Consider the following 19,225-nt stretch of genomic DNA (forward strand, 5'->3'; position numbering starts at 1 on the left):
GCAGCTCATTTTTTAATAGCAAAATCAACTACAGCCGCTGCGCCATGGCAATGTGCGCAATGCCAGCCTCTTCGTAAGGCTCACCCACCACGGAGAAACCGGCGCGGCGGTAAAACCCCTCAGCGCTGCGCTGGGCGTGCAATTGCACCTCCGTGTCGCCCCGGGCGCGGGCGGCGGCGACCAGCGCATCCAGCAACTGCCGCCCCCACTGCGCACCACGCACTGAGCGGTCCACGGCCATGCGGCCGATGCGGCCCACACCCGGTGACTGCTGCAGCAAGCGGCCTGCAGCAATGGGCATTCCCAGCCGGTTGTAGAGCACGGCATGGCGGGCCGAGATGTCGTGCACATCGGCTTCGATTTCGGCGGGAATGCCCTGCTCGTGCACAAACACCTCCGTGCGCACACGGCCTGCATCGCGGCCCAGCGTGTTCCAGTCGCCCGTGCGCACCTCGGCCATGTCGGCACCGGCCTCAAAGCCCTCGAAGATGGCACGCAGCGCGGGTGGCACCGGGCGCGAGGTCTGCGTGGCCGGGTCGGCAAACACATAGACCAGCTCAGCCGAGATCAGCAACCGGTCGCCACAGAAAATGCCTGCCGTGAAAAGGCAGGATGAGTTGCCGATGCGTGTGCAGCGCAGGCCCACATCCAGCGTGTCATCGAGCCGCGCAGAGGCGTGGTATTCCACCGTGGCCTTCTTCACATACATCTCGCCGCCCAGCACATGCATGCTCGCCTCGTAGGGCAAACCCAGCGCGCGCCAGTAGTCGCTCATGGCCGTGTCGATGTACATGAGGTAGTGCGCGTTGAACACGATCTTTTGCATGTCCACCTCGGCCCAGCGCACGCGCAGGCGGTGGAAACAGCGGAATTCGTTGCGTTGCATGTTGTCTTCACTCCATTCCAAAGGCCAATCGCAGCGCACGGGCTGCGTCGGCATGGGCCTTGCGCGCCTCGGGGATGGCGCGGCCCATTTTGATGAATTCGTGGGTCACGCCGCGGTAGATGTCCAGGTCCACTTGCACGCCTGCCAGGCGCAGCTTGTCGGCGTAGGCTATGCCTTCGTCCACCAGCGGGTCACACTCTGCCAGACCGATCCAGGCGGGGGCCACACCATCGACATCCGGGGCATGCAGCGGGGCAAAGCGCCAGTCTTCGCGCTCGGCGCGGCTTTGCACGTAGTTGCCGAAGAACCAGCTGATGGCAGGCTCTTCCAGCACCAGGCCGCGCGCGAAGGTGGTGTGCGAAGGCGTGTCCTGGTGCGCTGCACAGCCGGGGTAGATCAGCAGTTGCAGCGCCAGCGGCAGGCCCGCATCCCGCGCCAGGATGGCGTTGACGGCGGCCAGCGTACCGCCTGCACTGTCGCCGCCCACGGCCAGCCGCTGGGGGTCGGCCCCCAGGCGCTCAGCGTTGGCAGCCAGCCACTGCAGCGCATCCCACGCATCGTTGCTGGCCGTGGGAAAGCGGTGCTCCGGCGCCAGCCGGTAGTCCAGCGACACGACCATGCAACCTGCAAGGCGTGCCAGTTCGCGGCACAGGATGTCGTGCGTGGCAACGCTGCCGATGGTGAAGCCGCCGCCATGCGTGTACAGCAGCATGGGCAGGCCCGCGTCGGTGCTGGGCGCATACAGCCGTGCGGGCAGCATGGCGCCGTCGCGGGTGGGGATCTGCAGGTCCTCCACCCGCGCCAGCGCGGCCTTAGGCACCTCCAGCACATCCGCGCCCGCCTGGTAAGCGATGCGTGCCTCCTGCGGCGTGCGCGTGTGCAGCGGTGGGTGCCCCGCGCGGGCCATGCGTTCGAGAACGCTGCGCATCTGGGGGGTGAGACGGGTGTGGTGGATGTGCAGGTCGGTCAACGGTTGGGGTCTCGGCAAAAAAAGAAAACGGTCCGCACGGCGGCGGGCCGCTCATCGGTGGCTTACTTGAAGGTCACGCGCACCGGTGCGGCGCCGGGCAGGCCATCGTAGGTGGCCGTCACCGACAAACCGGCCTTGGGTGGCAGCAGGGGCGAGAATGAGCCCAGGCTGATCAGATCGCCCGGCTGCATGGCCAGGCCTTCTTGCGCCAACGCGCCCGCCAGCCACACCACGGCATTGAGCGGATGCTCCAGGATGTCGCTGCCCTTGCCACCGCCCAGGCGCGCGCCCGCGCCATCGGTCAGCGACACGTTCATGTCGGCCAGCGCCTTCAGCATGGCAAAACGCTCGCCGCGATAGGCTGGCACAGCAATGGGCGTACCCGCCACGCCCAGGCGCGCGCCCACGTTGATGGCCGTCACGCCTGCGCCATTGAGCTTGGGCGGCGCCTGCACCATCAGGTCGGGCAATTCCATGAACGGGATGATCTGGTCCACGGCATCCAGCACGTCCATGGGGGTCTTGGCCTGGTTGATGGCGGCGCTTTTCACGCGCACCAGCATGTCGGCCTCGTACAGTGGGCGGGCACCGAAGGCCGCATCCACCGTGGCGCCACTGGGCAGCACCATGCCTTCGTAGAGCTTGCCCCACACGGGTTTGTCGGTGTTGAAGCGCTTTTGCACAGCGGGGTTGGTCAGGCCCGCCTTGTAGCCAATCACCTTGCCCATGCGCTGTGCCAGCAATGCGTTGACCTTGCCGCGTGTACAGGCGCCGTCGGCGTCAGTGAGGTTCTCGGGGTTGGCGGCGGGGGTTTTGGCGACATAGTTGGCCACCAGGTCGGCGGCCTGCGCATCGGTCAGGCACTGGGCCTGGGCGCTTGTCACAGATGCGACGGCTACCAGGGCCGCCATCAGGGTTTGCTTCGTTTTCACGCGTGTCTCCTCCTTATAAAGTGAGCTCAGAACTCGTTTCAAGGGCTGGCGAGCTATCGTAATCGCTGGCACTCCCATTCACACACCCTGTTGCACCATGGCTTTCATCTACTACGTCACCCAGATCCAGTTTGAATTCGGCGCCGTCAAGCTGCTGAAACAAGAGTGCGAGCGTGTGGGCATCACACGTCCGCTGATCGTGACAGACCCTGGCGTGAAGGCCGCAGGCGTGCTGCAAAAGGCGCTGGACGCACTGCCTGGCATGACCGTGGCGGTGTTTGACCAGACGCCGTCGAACCCCACCGAAGCCGCCGTGCGCGCCGCCGTTGCAATGTACAAGGCCCAGGGCTGCGATGGCCTGATCGCCGTGGGCGGTGGCTCGGCCATCGACTGCGCCAAGGGCATTGCGATTGCCGCCACGCACGAAGGTCCCCTCACCCACTACGCCACCATCGAAGGCGGCTCACCCCGCATCACCGAGCGCGCCGCACCGCTGATCGCCGTGCCCACCACCAGCGGCACGGGCAGCGAGGTGGCGCGAGGCGCCATCATCATCGTGGATGACCACCGCAAGCTGGGCTTTCACTCGTGGCACCTGGTGCCCAAGACGGCCATCTGCGACCCCGAACTCACGCTGGGCCTGCCCCCCATGCTCACTGCCGCTACGGGCATGGATGCGATTGCACACTGCATGGAAACCTTCATGTCCGCCGCGTTCAACCCGCCCGCTGACGGCATCGCGCTGGATGGCCTCACACGCGGCTGGGCGAACATCGAGCAGGCCACCAAAAACGGCAGCGACCGCGACGCGCGCCTGCACATGATGAGCGCCAGCATGCAGGGCGCCATGGCCTTCCAGAAGGGCCTGGGCGCGGTGCACTCGCTCAGCCACAGCCTGGGCGGCGTGAACCCGCGCCTGCACCACGGCACGCTCAATGCCATGTTCCTGCCCGCCGTGATCCGCTTTAACGCTACGGCCGAATCGGTGCAAAAGGAAAAGCGCCTGGAACGCATGGCACACGCCATGGGCCTGGCCAGCGCGGGCGACATCCCCGAGGCCATCCGCGACATGAACGCCCGCCTTGGCCTGCCCACGGGCTTGGCGGCCATGGGAGTGACCGAAGCCCTGTTCGACGACATCATCAAGGGCGCCATGGCCGACCACTGCCACAAGACCAACCCGCGCATTGCCACGCCCGAGGAATACCGCGACATGCTGGCGCAGTCGCTGTAAGGGCCTGCCCAAAGCGTATTGGTGATCTCCCTGCGGCGGCGCCACAGCACCTGGCGTGCCGCCGCCTCCAACGCACATAGAAGCCTTCCTGCCGTGGCCGCTCCTGCGGGATTGCGCTGTCCAAACCCATCTCACGCGATTCACTACGCGCTAGACTCCGACTCGTCAACAATTAATTAACAATTCATTACCCTGGTGGAGAGCCAGTTCAATGTCGTTCTGGCGCTGCCCGGAGACTTTGATCAGGCCCTGGGGGGAGGGCCACTGTCGATGCGCACCGGAAATCTCAGCACCTGGCTCCTGCGGGGCACCTATCCCCGGCTGTATGTGCCTATCGTGCTGATCATCGTGCTGGTCAGCACGGTGCGCTACCACTACCTGGTGGCCACAGAAACCGACGAGGTGCGCCGCCATGCCGCCACCGAACTGCGCCGTGCTGGCGATGCGCTGCTGCCGTCGCTGGCGGCCCTGCCCGCCTCGGACCGCCAGGCCCAGGCCACGCTGCTCAGCGAAGGGATTGCCAGCTTCGGGCCGGGCATCCATTCGCTGAAATGGCAGGTGGACAGCGAGCCCGCCACCGAAGCCCGGGCGCCCCGCCTGCCCGCCACCGCGCCAGACTGGTTTGCCCAATGGGTGAACATTGCACCGCCCTCGCAACAGTTCAGCCAGGCGTTGTCCAGCGGTGGGGCCTCCGGGCGCCTGACGGTGACGCTGCAGGCGGCCCCCCTCGTCGGCCAGGTCTGGAGCACGGTGGTGGTGCAGTTGCGCATCTCGGCCCTCAACATTTTCACCATCCTGCTGCTGCTCACCCTGCTGCTGCGGGCCAATGCCCGCATGCTGCGCCGCCTGGCAGAAGCCACCGATGCGTTCCGCCAGGGCCGCCTGGACACGCGCATGGAGGTGACGGGCACGCTCGAATCGCGCGCCATGGCGGCCACCTTCAATGACATGGCGGGCAAGGTCCAGTCGCTGGTGCTGTCGCTGCGCGAAACCCAGCAGCAGCAAAGCGAACAACTGCACTTCACACGCCAGCTGATCGACGCCCTGCCCCTGCCGGTGTTCGTGCGGGATGCGAAGGGTGTCACCCTCGAAGTCAACTGCGCCTGGCAGCGGCTTTTTCATGCCCCTGCCGGTGCTGGCAGCGCTCAGGCCTCGCCACCCGCGTATCCCCAGGAGCTGTCGCCCGAGCGCTCCACCCAGATCGCCCAGGCGCAGGACAACGAGATCCGCGTGCACCCCGCCAACCACCAGCCCCCAAGGGACATGGCCTACTACGAGGCCCCATTCACCACCACCCGGGGCACGCTGGCCGGCACCATTGGCACCCTGGTGGATGTGACCGAACGCAAACGCGCCCAGGAGGCCCTGCGCGCCGAGAAGGAACGCGCCGAGGTCACGCTTGCCTCCATCGGCGACGGGGTGATCACCACCGACCCCTCGGGCTGCATCGAAACCATCAACGAGGCCGCACAGCTCATGACCGGCTTCACCGCCGACCAGGCGCTGGGGCGGCAGCTGGACGACGTGTTTCGCCTGTATGAAGAGCTTGCCAGCCGCAACGCCAGTTCTGCGGCCGAGCGGGACACCGTGCCCGGCGCCCTGCAGCCGGTCACGCACGAGGTGCTGATCCACCGCTCGGGCGAACGCTACGCCATCGAGTACACCGCGTCAGCGATCCGCCAGGGCGATGGCACGGCCGCAGGCTGCGTGCTGGTGTTCCGCGACGTGACCGAAACCCGCAACCTGCGCCACCAGATTTCATGGCACGCACGGCACGATCCGCTCACCGGGTTGTACAACCGCGCCGCCCTGGCCGAGCGGCTGACCCATGCCATCTTCGTGGCACGGCAAAAAGGGCTGCTGCTGGCGGTGTGCATGCTCGACCTGGACCATTTCCAGACCGTGAACGACGCCCACGGCAACCGCGTGGGCGACCGTCTGCTCAAGGAAACCGCGCGGCGCCTGGGCGCCTTCATCACGCCGCAGGACGCCGTGGCGCGCATGGGGGGCGACGAGTTTGTGCTGCTGCTGGGCGAGCTGCCCGACGTACCCGCCATCGAGGCGCGTGTGGACGTGCTCATGCAGCAGCTGGCCGCCCCCTACGCCATCGACGACCGCGTGCTGCACACCACGGTGAGTGTGGGCGTGGCCGTGTTTCCGCAAGACGACGCCAACCCCGACACCCTGCTGCGCCACGCCGACCAGGCCATGTGCCAGGCCAAGGGCTTCGGCCGCAACCAGATGCATGTGTTCGACGTGCAGCTGGACCACGCCGTGCAGACCCAGCACACCCGCCAGACCCGCGTGGCCCAGGCGCTGCACGCGGGCGAGCTGGTGCTGCACTACCAGCCCAAGGTGAACCTGCGCACCGGCGAAATCCTGGGGCTGGAGGCCCTGCTGCGCTGGCAACACCCCGAGCAAGGCCTGCTGGGCCCGCAGCATGTGCTGCCCCTGATCGAGGATGCCGAGCTGGAGGTGGAAGTGGGCGAATGGGTGCTGCGCCAGGCCCTGGCACAGATGCGGCAGTGGACGGACGCCGGCATGCTGTGGGAGGTGAGCGTGAACATCTCCGCGCCCCACTTTCACCGGGCCAATTTTGTGGAGCGGCTCAAGGACATCCTGCACACCTGCCCCGAGGTGTCGCCCACCCGCCTGGAGCTGGAAATCCTCGAATCTGCGGCCCTGCAAGACATGCAGTACATGCGCCACATGATGCAAAGCTGCCAGGCTCTGGGCGTGCGTTTTGCGCTGGACGACTTCGGCACCGGCTTCTCCTCGCTGTCTTACCTGAAGCGCCTGCCCGCCGAAACCATCAAGATCGACCAGTCGTTCGTGCGCGGCATTCTGGAAGACGGCGACGACCTCACACTCGTGAGCGCCATCGTCGCGTTGGCCGCCGCCTTCCACCGGCATGTGGTGGCCGAGGGCGTAGAAACCGCCGAGCAATGCGCCAAGCTGCTGGAGCTGGGCTGCGAGCGCGCCCAGGGCTTTGGCATTGCACGGCCCATGCCTGCGCACGAGGTGCTGACCTGGGCCCGGGAGCACGCTGCTCGCCATGCGGCCCGGGCGGTGCAGGAGGCGGCGCGGCGGCCTGCCTCAACCTGAGTACTACAGCGGTTGCACTGCGTTCATGTCGGGCCGCGCCAGCCACGCCTGCCACTCGTCCACCAGCTGCTGGCTGGCCCGCGTAGCCGCAAGCCAGGCCTTGGCACGCGCGGCGCTGTCGGTGCCGTAGTGGGTGAAATCGTTGCGGTCGGGCAGCTTGGCGTTGGGCAAGGAGCGCACCCAGTCGGGGCTGGGCGACAGCACCACCATGTTGTCCAGCGCCGGGGTGGAACGGTGGCGCCACTTGAGTCCCTTGTCCAGCCAGCCGGGCACCACCTGGTGCTGGAAATGCGGGTACAGCACCAGGCCGGGCGAGGCAGTCGGGCCAGAATCTGAGGGTTTTTGGCCGCCAGCGCTTTTTGGATAAGCGCTGTCAGCTATTAATTCAATAGCATTCTGTGATTGTTGGTCGTAGGCCAGGTGCAGGTGGTAGTCGGTGATGCCCCCGTCCCAATACGCTCCACGGGGCGCACCCGGAATGTTGTGCACGGCCTGCAGCACAAACGGGATCGAGCAGCTGGCTTGCAGCGCTGGCATGAAGTTGCCGCCGTGCAGCAGTACCTGCCGCGTGCGGTAGTCCGAGGTGCCAAACGGCAATGCAGCGCACGCAGCACCAACGCTCACACCAACACCATCGGCCGTGGCTGCATCGGACGAGGAAAACACCACCCGCTCCAGCCACGCCCCCATCGCCTTGCGGTGCAGCGTGTTCGTCAGAAACGCGCCCAGATAGCCCAGCGGCGTGGCCACGCGGTGCTCGCGCCCCAGCAGGTGCCGCCCGCGCGAGGTGACGATGTGCAGGCGGTAGCGCGGGTGGTTCAGCACCTCGTCGATGCGCCCCCCATAGAACGCCTGCAGGTTCTGCCCAAACCGCTCGCTCACATGCGCGGCCGTGGGGCGCTTCTTGCCCGGCGGCAGGTCGTAGTGCTGGTGGATGTAGTCGTGCTCCAGCCGCTCGAAAGCCGCCACCGATTGCTGCAGGCAGGCCGTGGCCATGCGCCAGGCGCCGATCGAGGCGCCCACCAGGTGCACCGGCTGGCTGGACTGGGGCAGCCACTCCCCAAAGATAAAACGGTCCAGCGGACCCAGGATCAGGCCCTTGGGGCCCCCTGCCGCCGCAGGGATCACGCCCACATCGCCGGGCTGCAGCCCGTGGTTTTGAAGGTGTTGGCGGGCACGGGGGCCGGCATGGATGCGCAGGGCTTTCATGGGCGGCATTTTCGCAAAGCCGCAAGGCGGCTCAAAACCAGCTCTCACACCACGTAATCAGCAGCCTCAGGCTTCGCAGTCCAGTCAATAGGGTCTTGCTGCAGCACCATGTCGATGTCCAGCCCCAGGGCCAAGCCCACTTCGCCAGGGAACGACACGGCCAGTTCCTTTTCGCCCAGTTCTGCCTCGCGCGCTCGGGCGCGCCAGGACGCAAGGTGGATCACGCCCGCGAGGGGCTCGTAGGCATTGTTGTCAAACGGCGCGCTCTGGTGGTGCAGGGCATCCACCACCACCTCGGGCAAACGCCAGCGGCGCGCCAGCCCGGCCGTCACATGACCATAGCAGTAGCCAAAGATGCGCTGCTCGATCTTGCCGCGCCGCAGGTCAAACGGGGCCACCAGTGTGTTGACCGACTGGGCTTTGTCCGGGTCGGCCAGGTGAATCACCAGCTCGCCCAGCGCGTGCAACAGGCCGGTGGTGTACGCAGCGGTCTGGTTCTGGTGCACGATGCCCGCCAGCGACCGTGCCAGCTTGGCCGTGTTGAGGCTGTAGCGCCAGAACTGCTGCATGTGGACGCCGGGCACCGAGCGCGACGCGGTGCCCAGCGGTGCCGACGTGACCAGTGTGCGAACCTGGGCAATACCCAGCAGTGCCAGTGCTTCGGGGATGCCGGCAATCTGGCGCGGTACCTGGAAGGTGTGGGAATTGGCCAGCTCCAGCAGCCGCCCGGCCAGGGCCGGATCGGTGCCGAAAAGCTGGTTCAGACGCCGCAGGCTGGGCTCTTCATGCGCCAGCTCGCTCATCAGCAATGCCACCGTGCGCGGAAGGCTGGGCAGAGCTACGGGTTGGGCCAGCAGTGCGTTCAGCTCCATGGGGTCAGGCACCAGAGTTGGGGTTGCTGGCGATTATGGCCCCCAACCTGCCGCAAACCCAGGCCATCCCGCCGCAATCCGTCAACGGCCCTTGGCCTGTTGCAACTTGGCAAATGCCGACGCCATGGCCGACTGTTGCACGGGCTCGGGCGCACGGCGCTGGGGTTGTGCATAGCCCCGGCCAGCCCCCTCAAAGCGGTTGTCGCGGGGTGCACCCCGGTCGCCGCCCTGGCGCGGTGGCGCGTCGCCCAGCTTCATCGACAGGCCGATGCGCTTGCGCTCCACGTCCACCTCCATGACCTTGACCTTGACGATGTCGCCGGTCTTGACCACTTCGCGCGCATCGTTCACAAACTTGTGCGCGAGCTGGCTCACATGCACCAGGCCATCCTGGTGCACGCCCAGGTCGATGAAGGCGCCGAACTGGGCCACGTTGCTCACCGTGCCTTCCAGGATCATGCCTTCCTTCAGGTCCTTGATGTCTTCCACGCCATCGTTGAAGCGCGCCACCTTGAAGTCCGGACGCGGGTCGCGGCCGGGCTTTTCCAGCTCGGCCAGGATGTCCTTGACGGTGATCACACCGAATTTTTCGTTGGCAAACAGCTCGGGCTTCAAGGTCTTGAGCATGTCGGCACGGCCCATGATCTCGGCCACAGGCTTGCCCGTCTTCTCCATGATCTGCTCGACCACGGGGTAGGTCTCGGGGTGCACGCCCGTCATATCGAGGGGGTTGTCGCCCCCCCGGATGCGCAAGAAGCCCGCGCTCTGCTCAAACGTCTTGGCGCCCAGCCCCGCCACGTCCATGAGCTGCTTGCGGCTCTTGAACGCGCCATTGGCCTCACGCCAGCGCACCACCGCCTTCGCCACGCTGCCCGACAGGCCCGAGACACGGCTGAGCAATGGCACGCTGGCCGTGTTCAGGTCCACACCCACCGAGTTCACGCAGTCTTCCACCACCGTTCCCAGCGTGCGCGCCAGCTCGCTCTGGTTCACGTCGTGCTGGTACTGGCCCACGCCAATGCTCTTGGGGTCGATCTTGACCAGCTCGGCCAGCGGGTCTTGCAGGCGGCGGGCGATGGATGCCGCACCACGCAGGCTCACGTCCACATCGGGCATCTCTTGCGAGGCGTATTCGCTGGCGCTGTAGACCGAAGCACCGGCCTCGCTCACCACCACCTTTTCAATCACGCGGTCCACCTTGGCCGCCAGCTTGATCAGGTCGGCGGCCAGCTTGTCGGTCTCGCGGCTGGCCGTGCCGTTGCCAATCGCAATCAGGTTCACGCCGTGCTTCTCGGCCAGCTTGGCCAGGGTGTGCAGCGAGCCCTCCCAATCGCGGCGCGGCTCGTGCGGGTAGACAGTCGCGGTTTCCACCAGCTTGCCCGTGGCATCCACCACGGCCACCTTCACACCGGTGCGGATGCCCGGGTCCAGGCCCATCACCACACGCGGCCCCGCCGGCGCGGCCAGCAGCAGGTCGCGCAGGTTGTCGGCAAACACCTTGATCGCCACCTTTTCAGCGTCGTCGCGCAGGCGGGCGAACAGGTCGCGCTCGGTTGAAAGGCTGAGCTTCACGCGCCAGGTCCAGGCCACACACTTGCGGATCAGGTCATCGGCCTTGCGGCCCTGGTGGCTCCAGCCCAGGTGCAGGGCAATCTTGCCTTCGGCCATGCTGGGCTTGCCGGGTTCGGGCTCCACGGGCAGCACCAGCTTGGCCTCCAGAATCTCCAGGCCCCGGCCACGGAACACCGCCAGCGCACGGTGCGAAGGCACGCGGCCGATGGGTTCATCGTAGTCAAAGTAGTCGCGGAACTTGGAGACCTCGGGGTCGTTCTCGTTCTTGGACTCGACCTTCTTGCTGCGCAGCAGCCCCTCGGCCCACAGCCATTCGCGCAGGTTTTGCACCAGTGCCGGGTCTTCGGCCCAGCGTTCGGAAAGGATGTCGCGCACGCCGTCCAGCACAGCGGGCACGGTCGAAAAGTCCGCGCCGGTCTTACCATCGTCCAGCACCTCGGGCGGCTTGGTGAAGGCGGCAGCCTCCACGGCGGGGTCGAGGGTGGGGTCGGCAAAGAGCTTGTCAGCCAGCGGCTCTATGCCAAATTCGCGGGCCATCTGGCCCTTGGTGCGGCGCTTTTGCTTGAACGGCAGGTAGATGTCTTCCAGCTCTTGCTTGGTCGGCGCGGCGGCAATGGCAGCACGCAGCGCGTCGGTCAGCTTGCCCTGCTCGTCAATGCTCTTGAGCACCGCAGCGCGGCGGTCGTCCAGCTCGCGCAGGTAAGACAGGCGGGCTTCCAGCTCGCGCAGCTGGATATCGTCCAGCCCACCGGTGACTTCCTTGCGGTAGCGCGCGATAAAGGGCACCGTGGCGCCCCCGTCCAGCAGCTCCACCGCTGCGCGCACCTGTTGTTCACTAACCCTGATTTCTGCGGCCAACTGCCGGATGATCTGCTGCATGTGTGGGCAAACTCTCTGAGACTCGGTCAAACAAACGAACAAAAACGCGAAGCGCGGGAGTTTGCCACAGGCACTATTGGTAACAACCCGTGGGAACAACCGGCCTTGCCATGAGGGCGGGGTGGGCTGTCTAGAATGCTCCAGCCTTCAAGACCGCCCCTTCATGCAGCCCCTGCCCTTCCCCATCCGCACAGAATGCCCGCCCGGTGCCTGTGTCTGCGACCGGGACGCGCTGCTGCTATCCCCCGATGCCGTGCTGGAGGCACGCATCCTGCAGCTCACCCAGGCTGAAGAAAAGAAGTTGCTGCAGCGGCTGGAGAACATCACCAGCCTGAGCGACCTGCGGCGTTTGCAGGAGCGCATGGAGCAGCAGCTGGGCCTGCGGCTGACCATTGCCCCCAGCCCCAACGAAGTGCGCACCCTGCGCGGCATCACCATCCTGGTCCACGAGCAGCGCGGCCTGTGCCGCAAGACACGCCAAGCGATTCCGGCAGCCATCAAGAAGGGCATGGACCAGCGGCCGGAGATCACGTACGAGCTGCTGAACGAGGGCGGGTTGTTCTCGGGGTTGTGACCCCGCGCATCCGTCTCTTTGCCCACCCGCCCTGCCCGCCGCATGCAAGACGACCTGTTCGGCAGCCCCGAAGCCCCAACACCTCCTGTGCCTTCGCGGCATTCCACCCGGCCGACCAAAGCCGATGCGCCCGAAGCCGCAGAACACGCCGCGCCGCCTGCCCCGCGCAAGCGCTCCAGCCAGGTAACCGCCATGGCGCGCGACGATGCGCTAACCGCCCTGGCCGCCGCCTTGCCACGGCAGTTGCGCCTGGGCACCTCCAGCTGGACCTACCCCGGCTGGAAAGGCCTGGTGTGGGAGGGCGAACATTCCGACGCGCAGCTGTCCAAACAAGGCCTGGCGGTATATGCCCAGCACCCGCTGATGCGCACCGTGAGCATTGACCGCAGCTTTTACCGGCCGCTCACCGTGAGCCAGTACGAAAGCTATGCCTCGCAGGTGCCCGACGACTTCCGGTTTGTGGTGAAGGCACCAAGTGTGGTGACCGACGCCCTGGTGCGCAGCGAAGACGGCCGGGGCCGCCAGGCCAATCCAGCATTCTTGAGCCCCGAACTGGCCCGCAGCGAGTGTGTGGAACCTGCCCTGCAAGGCCTGGGGCACAAGCTGGGTGCGCTGGTGTTCCAGCTCAGCCCGCTCCCGCTGGCGCAGCTGGACCGCATGCCCCTCCTGCTGGAGCGCCTGCGCGCCATGCTGCTCGCGCAGCCCGCACTGGCGCCACTGGCATCCGATGGCGTCATCGCCGTGGAAGTGCGCGACCCCGAATGGCTGACCCCCGACTTTGCCGCCGTGCTGCGCGAAGCCGGTGCCACCTACTGCCTGGGCCTGCACGCCAAGATGCCGCCACTGCAGCAGCAGCTACCGATGCTGCGCGCGCTGTGGCCAGGCCCCCTGGTGTGCCGCTGGAACCTGAACCCGGTGCATGGCCCCTATGGCTATGAAGAGGCGGAGCGCCTGTACGCCCCCTACGACCGCCTGCACCACCCCGACCGGCCCACCCGCGCCGAGCTGGCCAGCGTGATTGCGGGCATCACGCGCCGGGGGCAGAACGCTTTTGTGACCATCAGCAACCATGCCGAGGGCTGCGCGCCGCTGACGGTGCGCGGTGTGGCCGACGAAGTGGCTGCGGTGCTGGCGGCAGCGCCACGCTAACTGCATACCGGCCGCAGAGGCGTCCAAGCCTTTTAGCATGGGCACAGGGGGCACGGTGGCAAGACCCATGCCGTATGCATCCTCGGAAAGCGGGAAGCTCACATATTCATAGCTGCTAGCGCTTATCTATGAAGCGCCAGGGCCGATTTTTGTCCATATTTTTAGAACAGTACGCATGGTATGTGTTCACCAGCGCGCGCCCAAAAAAGCCGAGCTGCACGGCGCAGGCGTCGGGCCGCAGGGGCTGACGTGAACAAACGACCAAATGGCCTTGAGCAGAGCCATCGCATCCCCTCAGGCCAACCACAGGGCCCTGCACCGTCACACGATTGCCCGGTGGCTTTTTGGGACGGGCTTGCCAAATTGCATCGAGACCTCAGGCATTCGCACCGATAGGTACCTAACCTGAATGTCGCCGAACAACACCTACCAGAGTTGGTAGTTACGAACTCTTGACAGGAATTTTCTAATTGGCACCCGCTTCAGCGCGTGCACCCCAGCACCGGGTATTTTGCAAATGATACTTACTGCGACCGATGAGATGATTTTCACCGCGGGTAATGCAATGGATATTCCCATTGATCAACAGCAGATTCCAAAAAATATCAATCACCGGGAGGAAATTTTGAAAAATAAATCAACGAAATGGCTGTCGGTCGTGTTATTTGCAGCAGCAAATATCGGACATGCACAAGAGGCGATTCCAGACTTTTACAAAGAACCGGGAATTCAGCCCAACAGAGCATTTGTCAATCAGAGCCAAAATGAAAATATTGACCCGTTTACTGGTGCACTCCAGCGGCACTATATCGACCTCAGAATTCCTGGCAACGGTGGAATGGATTTAACCATCGTCCGTTCTTACAACAGCAGCAGTGTAGATCCTGCCAACCCAACACAACCCCGAACGAGCATTGGCTTGGGGTGGACCCTGCATTTTGGTCGCATTCTGAAGTCTCGCAATTCATACCCTTGCCTGAATCAGAACCTTGAGTCCGTTTCAGACAACCCCATCCTGGAACTCCCGGATGGCAGTCGGCAGTTGCTTACCTTCACTGGCCAAAGCTCTCCATTGATGCTTACCACGCAACGATGGAAGGCCATGTGCAGCACCAGCGGGACAGGCTTGGTTATCACCTCCCCCGACGGGATGATTTACGACATGACCCAAGCATTGGGACCGGGATCGACCGCCAATCCAATGTATGAATGGCACACCAAAAAAATCACAGATCGCAATGGAAACTACATCACCATTAGCTATGCATCAGCTTCCAGTTCAGAAATTCGAAGTATTACCACTAGTGATGGAAGGTCCGCTTCTTTTACATACATTGACTCAGGAAAAACAACTGCTCGAATTAGCAGCATAACCAGCGCCGGCCAAACCTACGATTACTCGTACAAGCCCTCGGGCATCGCAGGCGTCTATCAACTAAGCACCGTCACCAGGCCTGATAACAACAGCTGGGAATATGATTATTCAGAAAACAATGGTGCTACTGCTGGCAGCTATCTCATGCGCTCGGCTACGACACCGCAAGGCGGGACGATCAGCTACACCTACGATTTTGTATTTTTTGACTCGCAGTCCAATCCAGCCAGCAAATCCAATGTCGTGAGCCGCAAGTCAATGAGTACAGGAGGAAGCTGGTCATTCGACTATTCCCCTGGAGGCAATAGCTCTCTGGATACGACTCGAGTCACCTCGCCAGAAGGAACGACAACATACAAGCATGTAGGCCCCAACTATGCTGGCGCTGGCAGCGTCTGGAAGGTTGGTTTGTTGATCCAAAAACGCATTGGCGACGAACAAACTGAACAATACACCTGGAGTGGCCAGAGAATTTCCACAGAAACCTATGTCCGCCCCGGTGCATTTGTGACCAGATTCGATTATCTTGAAACCAATGCACCGTTGCTCACACGCAAAACCATTACTCGCGACGGCGGTAGCTACGATACTGCCTATAGCAATTTCGATAGCTACGGAAACCCACGCACCATCACCGAATCAGGCACAAGGGGTGGCGACAGAACAACCACCGTCAGCTACTATACAAATACATCGAAGTGGATCATCAGGCAGCCACAAAACGAAACATCATCAGGCCATACCATTACGCGGGATTTCGATAGCAGCGGCAACATGACCAATGAAACAAAAAATGGTATATCGATCAACCGAACCTACGATAGCGCCGGCAATGTAAGCAGCGCCACCTTCCCAAGGTCGCTAACGCATAGTTATTCCAACTACAGCCGTGGTGTTGCACAAAACGAAAGCCAGCCTGAAGGAATTTCGATAACACGAGAAGTTAGCAGCGCTGGCAATGTCACCTCTGAAACCATTGGGGGTGAAACAACTCGCTATGGATATGACTCCATGAACAGAATCACATCCGTGGACTACCCAGAGGGCAATAACGTCAACATCAGCTACACAAGCCGAAGCCGCACGGCAACACGTGGGTCGCTGACAGAAACGATCAACTACAACTCCTTCGGAAGAGTATTTTCAGTCACCCGGGGGGGTATCAGCACCTCATACTCCACAGATGCACTGGGGCGCACTACATTCATATCCAACCCCGGCAGCAGCTCGGGCACATCGTATTCCTACGATATTTTGGATCGGGTGACTCAAATCCGGAACCCTGATGGAACATCGAAATTCATCAACTATGGATCTGCTTCCAAATCGGTGCGTGATGAAAATGGCAATACCACCATTCACTACTACCGCGCATATGGCGATCCTGACAAAAAATTCCTGATGGCCATCACTACGCCTGACTCCAGCGCGAGCATGGACTATGACCGCAACAGCAAAGACCTCATTACGTCTGCAAAGCAGGCTGGGATAACAAGGCGCTACTCTTATAACAGCAGTGGCTACATGATTTCCGCAACCCATCCAGAAACTGGCACAACAACCTACGGCCGGGATGCAGCGGGCAATATGACATCCAAAAATGTGGGATCTTCAGGCACCACCACGTACAGCTATGACAACCAGAATCGGCTTAGAACCGTCAATTACGCAGGCGCCACGCCTTCTATCACCCACACTTATGATGACAGGCACCGTTTACTGCGGACATTCTCGACAGACGCTACCCGCAGCTTTTCCTACGATGGGAACGGAAATCTTCAGTCTGAAACATTAAATGCCAACGGGATGACCTGGACGGCCAGGTATGGGTACAACGATAACGACCACCTGACTTCCATTACCTATCCCTTGTCCGGTGAAACTGTCCGCTACGGCGTAGATGCGCTCGGGCGCCCCACTTCCGTCTCCGGGTATATCACCAGTGTCAGCTATTGGCCATCAGGCCAGGTCAACAGGATTATGTATGCCAATGGCGTCTCCTCGGAATACAGCCAAAATTCTCGCCTGTGGCCCAGTTCATTTTCTACGGTCCGGTCATCCACCGCCTACAGCCGGTCTTCATTTTCGTACGATGGTGTTGGTAACTTGACCAAAATTTCGGACAGCATCGACGATACTTATGACCGCACCTTGGGATATGACAATCTTGATCGCCTGACCAGCCTGAGAACACCGCAAGGTTCTGGAAGTATTTCCTACGACGGCGCTGGAAATATCACGACGCAGACCATTCCAGGTTTGCGGCTTTCTTACCACTACGACAGCAGCAATCTGCTCAGTAGCGTGACGGCAACGCCAGGGGCAACCGCCAATTATTCATACGACGCCATGGGCAACATCATCGTGCGCGGCCCCCGGACATTTGAGTACGACAGCGTTCCCAATCTCAAGTGCATCAATTGCTCAACCGCCGCCACCCGGGTGCAATACGCTTACGACGGTGACCAGAAGCGCACCCAAGTCATTCAGGGAGGCATCACAACGCATGAGTTCCACGGCGCCCACGGCAACCTGCTGGCCGATTACTCCCCTGGCTCCCGCAGGCTGGTTCAGTACATCTATCTGAACGGCAAGCGCATCGCCCAGAAGGAGTCCGCACAATGATTTCTACGCTCCACTCCTTCTGGTTGCGTCTTCTTATGCGCCTGGCCCTTCTTCTGGCCTTCGGCGTCTTTGCGGCCAGCGCTGGCGCCCAGACCACCGTCACGTTCTTTCACAACGACATCCTGGGCAGCCCCACCATTGCCACCGATGCCGATGGCGCCGTGGTCTGGAAGGAAAACTATCTGCCCTACGGGCATCGCCTGCAAGCGCCCGCCGCCGGTGCCAACAACAAGCTGTGGTTCGCGGGCAAGCAGTTCGACCCCAATACCGGCTTGTCCTACATGGGTGCTCGCTATTACATCCCTTTGATGGGGCGTTTTACGGGGTTCGATCCCAAGGATTTTTCTCCAGAAAATCCGCACAGCTTCAATCGCTATGCATATGCCAACAACAATCCCTACAAGTATGTGGACCCGGACGGCAAAATCGCCGATACGGTTTGGGATGCCTTTAACCTAGCCATAGGTTTTCAGAGCCTTGTCAGCAACGTCCGTGCGGGCAACTGGAGCGGTGCAGCGGTTGATGGCGTGGGCATGACCCTGGATGGGGTGGCTGCTGCCATCCCTATTATGCCGGGCGGGGCTGCTGCAGGGATTGCGGCTTATCGGGCGGGGACTGTTGCGGCGAAAGAGGTAAAGACCCTATATCACTACACAGATGCAGCAGGCGCGAAAGGTATTGCCGAATCAGGGATAATCCGCCCTGATGCCAAAGGCAAGGTTTTCGTAACTGATCAGAAACTCACACCATCCGAGGTAAAGGACCGACTCTTTATCGGGCGCAGTGGTGAAAAAGGCTCCCACGTTATCGAAATTCAACCCGCCCAAGGGATGGTAGTACGGCCAGGAAAAAATGCGAACGAGCTCATCCATCAAGGGTCCATCCGAGATGGACGGCAGGGCACTCTTTCAGTGAAACCAAATGAATAATATTTTTATTGTTAGTGACTTTGTTGAATTAATCGCGCTCCAGCGTGTTTTTCGTGAAGCCAAGTTCTGCCACAAACCCGATGACATCGAAATCTCTGACAGCCCAGTTGTCGCCCAACTATTCGAGAGACTAATCACTACATTGATAGAGAACGATGTCGAGCGCAATGGAGAAGATGCGAGATTGCGATGGACCCAATGGCTGACCATCGACGAATCGCGGGACGAATGGGAATCTGCAATTCGACGCGCGCTAACTGACGACCGCTGGACAAAATTCTCGTCGAGTGAACGTATCGAATATATAAGAGTATTACTTAGTCCGTTTACTTTGACCCAGGAGATCATCGATATTTTCATATCAACTGTGAATCGGCAACTAAGTGAGTGATCGCAAGTCGATTTTTTGCGTTCCACACGTGAAGCTAGAAGACGACGACTTCTCAGCTGAAAGGACACCGACTCCTCGTCGGTCTATGTGTGGACGCCACGCACAATAAGTTGTGGAGCCCTTCTGGTGCCCTCGCTTGACGCGATCAAGTTCGACTTTGATTTCACCGTCAATAACGAGGGAATTCTTGCATTCACAACCAGCGATCTTGGCGATAGCTTGTTGCTCGACTTCTCAGTCATGCCTACGGGCGAACAGATCATGAAGGTTGAAACGCGAGGGGCGAATTGGGCGAAGGTCGCTTATTGAAGTTGACCGATACGCCTCAAGCGGAATTGTCGTTGAGTCCACGGTGCACACGGCAACCTGCTGGCCGACTACACCCCAGGCTCGCCATGCGGACTGGTTTAGTACATCTACCTGAACGGCAAGCGCATAGCTCAGAAGGAGTCCGCATAGTGGCCGTCTCATAGCAGCCAAGTACTCCTATATTCATAGCTTCCAGCGCTTATTCATCAAGCGC

General features: G+C 62.1%; 14 protein-coding genes. 8 read left to right on the plus strand and 6 right to left on the minus strand.

Annotated features, from left to right (window positions below; translation table 11 throughout):
- Positions 1-28 precede the first annotated feature (28 nt).
- The 3 genes from ACT89O_RS14470 to ACT89O_RS14480 all read right to left on the minus strand — a co-directional run bounded on the left by ACT89O_RS14470 (position 29) and on the right by ACT89O_RS14480 (position 2,788).
- Complete coding sequence (locus ACT89O_RS14470; RefSeq protein ID WP_176886164.1) at positions 29-886, minus strand: YbgC/FadM family acyl-CoA thioesterase; 858 nt, start codon at positions 884-886, stop codon at positions 29-31.
- Positions 887-893: 7 nt separating this feature from the next.
- Complete coding sequence (locus tag ACT89O_RS14475) at positions 894-1,856, minus strand: alpha/beta hydrolase (protein ID WP_487260414.1); 963 nt, start codon at positions 1,854-1,856, stop codon at positions 894-896.
- Between the two features lie 62 nt (positions 1,857-1,918).
- Positions 1,919-2,788 (minus strand): 2-keto-4-pentenoate hydratase, encoded by an 870-nt coding sequence (locus ACT89O_RS14480; RefSeq protein ID WP_436129125.1) that lies wholly within the window; start codon positions 2,786-2,788, stop codon positions 1,919-1,921.
- Between the two features lie 97 nt (positions 2,789-2,885).
- On the opposite strand from ACT89O_RS14480, the gene ACT89O_RS14485 reads away from it, so the two are divergent.
- Both ACT89O_RS14485 and ACT89O_RS14490 read left to right on the plus strand, forming a co-directional pair.
- Positions 2,886-4,022, plus strand: coding sequence for an iron-containing alcohol dehydrogenase (locus ACT89O_RS14485; RefSeq protein WP_487260415.1), 1,137 nt, complete (start codon positions 2,886-2,888; stop codon positions 4,020-4,022).
- Between the two features lie 270 nt (positions 4,023-4,292).
- On the plus strand, positions 4,293-7,127 hold the full coding sequence (locus tag ACT89O_RS14490; protein ID WP_487262862.1) for a bifunctional diguanylate cyclase/phosphodiesterase: 2,835 nt from the start codon (positions 4,293-4,295) through the stop codon (positions 7,125-7,127).
- A 3-nt stretch (positions 7,128-7,130) separates the two neighbouring features.
- Here ACT89O_RS14490 and ACT89O_RS14495 read toward each other — a convergent pair whose 3' ends face one another.
- From ACT89O_RS14495 to ACT89O_RS14505, 3 genes are all read right to left on the minus strand, one after another.
- Entirely contained in the window at positions 7,131-8,336 is a 1,206-nt protein-coding gene (locus tag ACT89O_RS14495) for a phospholipase (protein ID WP_487260416.1), read from the minus strand.
- Between the two features lie 44 nt (positions 8,337-8,380).
- Entirely contained in the window at positions 8,381-9,208 is an 828-nt protein-coding gene (locus tag ACT89O_RS14500; RefSeq protein WP_055393979.1) for an HDOD domain-containing protein, read from the minus strand.
- Positions 9,209-9,289: 81 nt separating this feature from the next.
- The gene (locus tag ACT89O_RS14505; RefSeq protein WP_487260417.1) at positions 9,290-11,659 is read right to left on the minus strand and encodes a Tex family protein; all 2,370 of its coding nucleotides are present in this window, start codon (positions 11,657-11,659) and stop codon (positions 9,290-9,292) included.
- A 163-nt stretch (positions 11,660-11,822) separates the two neighbouring features.
- Here ACT89O_RS14505 and ACT89O_RS14510 point away from each other — a divergent pair, with 163 nt between their 5' ends.
- The 6 genes from ACT89O_RS14510 (at position 11,823) to ACT89O_RS14535 (ending at position 19,011) form a co-directional block, all read left to right on the plus strand.
- Positions 11,823-12,233, plus strand: a complete 411-nt coding sequence (locus ACT89O_RS14510) for a hypothetical protein (RefSeq protein WP_121506167.1) — start codon at positions 11,823-11,825, stop codon at positions 12,231-12,233.
- A 42-nt stretch (positions 12,234-12,275) separates the two neighbouring features.
- Positions 12,276-13,382: a DUF72 domain-containing protein gene (locus ACT89O_RS14515; RefSeq protein ID WP_487260418.1), complete on the plus strand. Its 1,107-nt coding sequence runs from the start codon at positions 12,276-12,278 to the stop codon at positions 13,380-13,382.
- A gap of 541 nt (positions 13,383-13,923) precedes the next feature.
- Positions 13,924-17,382 (plus strand): hypothetical protein, encoded by a 3,459-nt coding sequence (locus ACT89O_RS14520; protein ID WP_487260419.1) that lies wholly within the window; start codon positions 13,924-13,926, stop codon positions 17,380-17,382.
- The gene (locus tag ACT89O_RS14525) at positions 17,379-18,311 is read left to right on the plus strand and encodes an RHS repeat-associated core domain-containing protein (protein ID WP_487260420.1); all 933 of its coding nucleotides are present in this window, start codon (positions 17,379-17,381) and stop codon (positions 18,309-18,311) included. The genes ACT89O_RS14520 and ACT89O_RS14525 overlap by 4 nt, the downstream gene beginning before the upstream one ends.
- A complete protein-coding gene (locus tag ACT89O_RS14530) occupies positions 18,304-18,702 on the plus strand; it encodes a hypothetical protein (RefSeq protein ID WP_487260421.1) in 399 nt (132 codons plus the stop codon). Before ACT89O_RS14525 ends, ACT89O_RS14530 begins: the two co-directional genes overlap by 8 nt.
- A 126-nt stretch (positions 18,703-18,828) precedes the next feature.
- Positions 18,829-19,011 (plus strand): hypothetical protein, encoded by a 183-nt coding sequence (locus ACT89O_RS14535; RefSeq protein WP_487260422.1) that lies wholly within the window; start codon positions 18,829-18,831, stop codon positions 19,009-19,011.
- Positions 19,012-19,225 lie beyond the last annotated feature (214 nt).

The sequence above is a fragment of the Acidovorax sp. NN32 genome, from assembly GCF_057597245.1.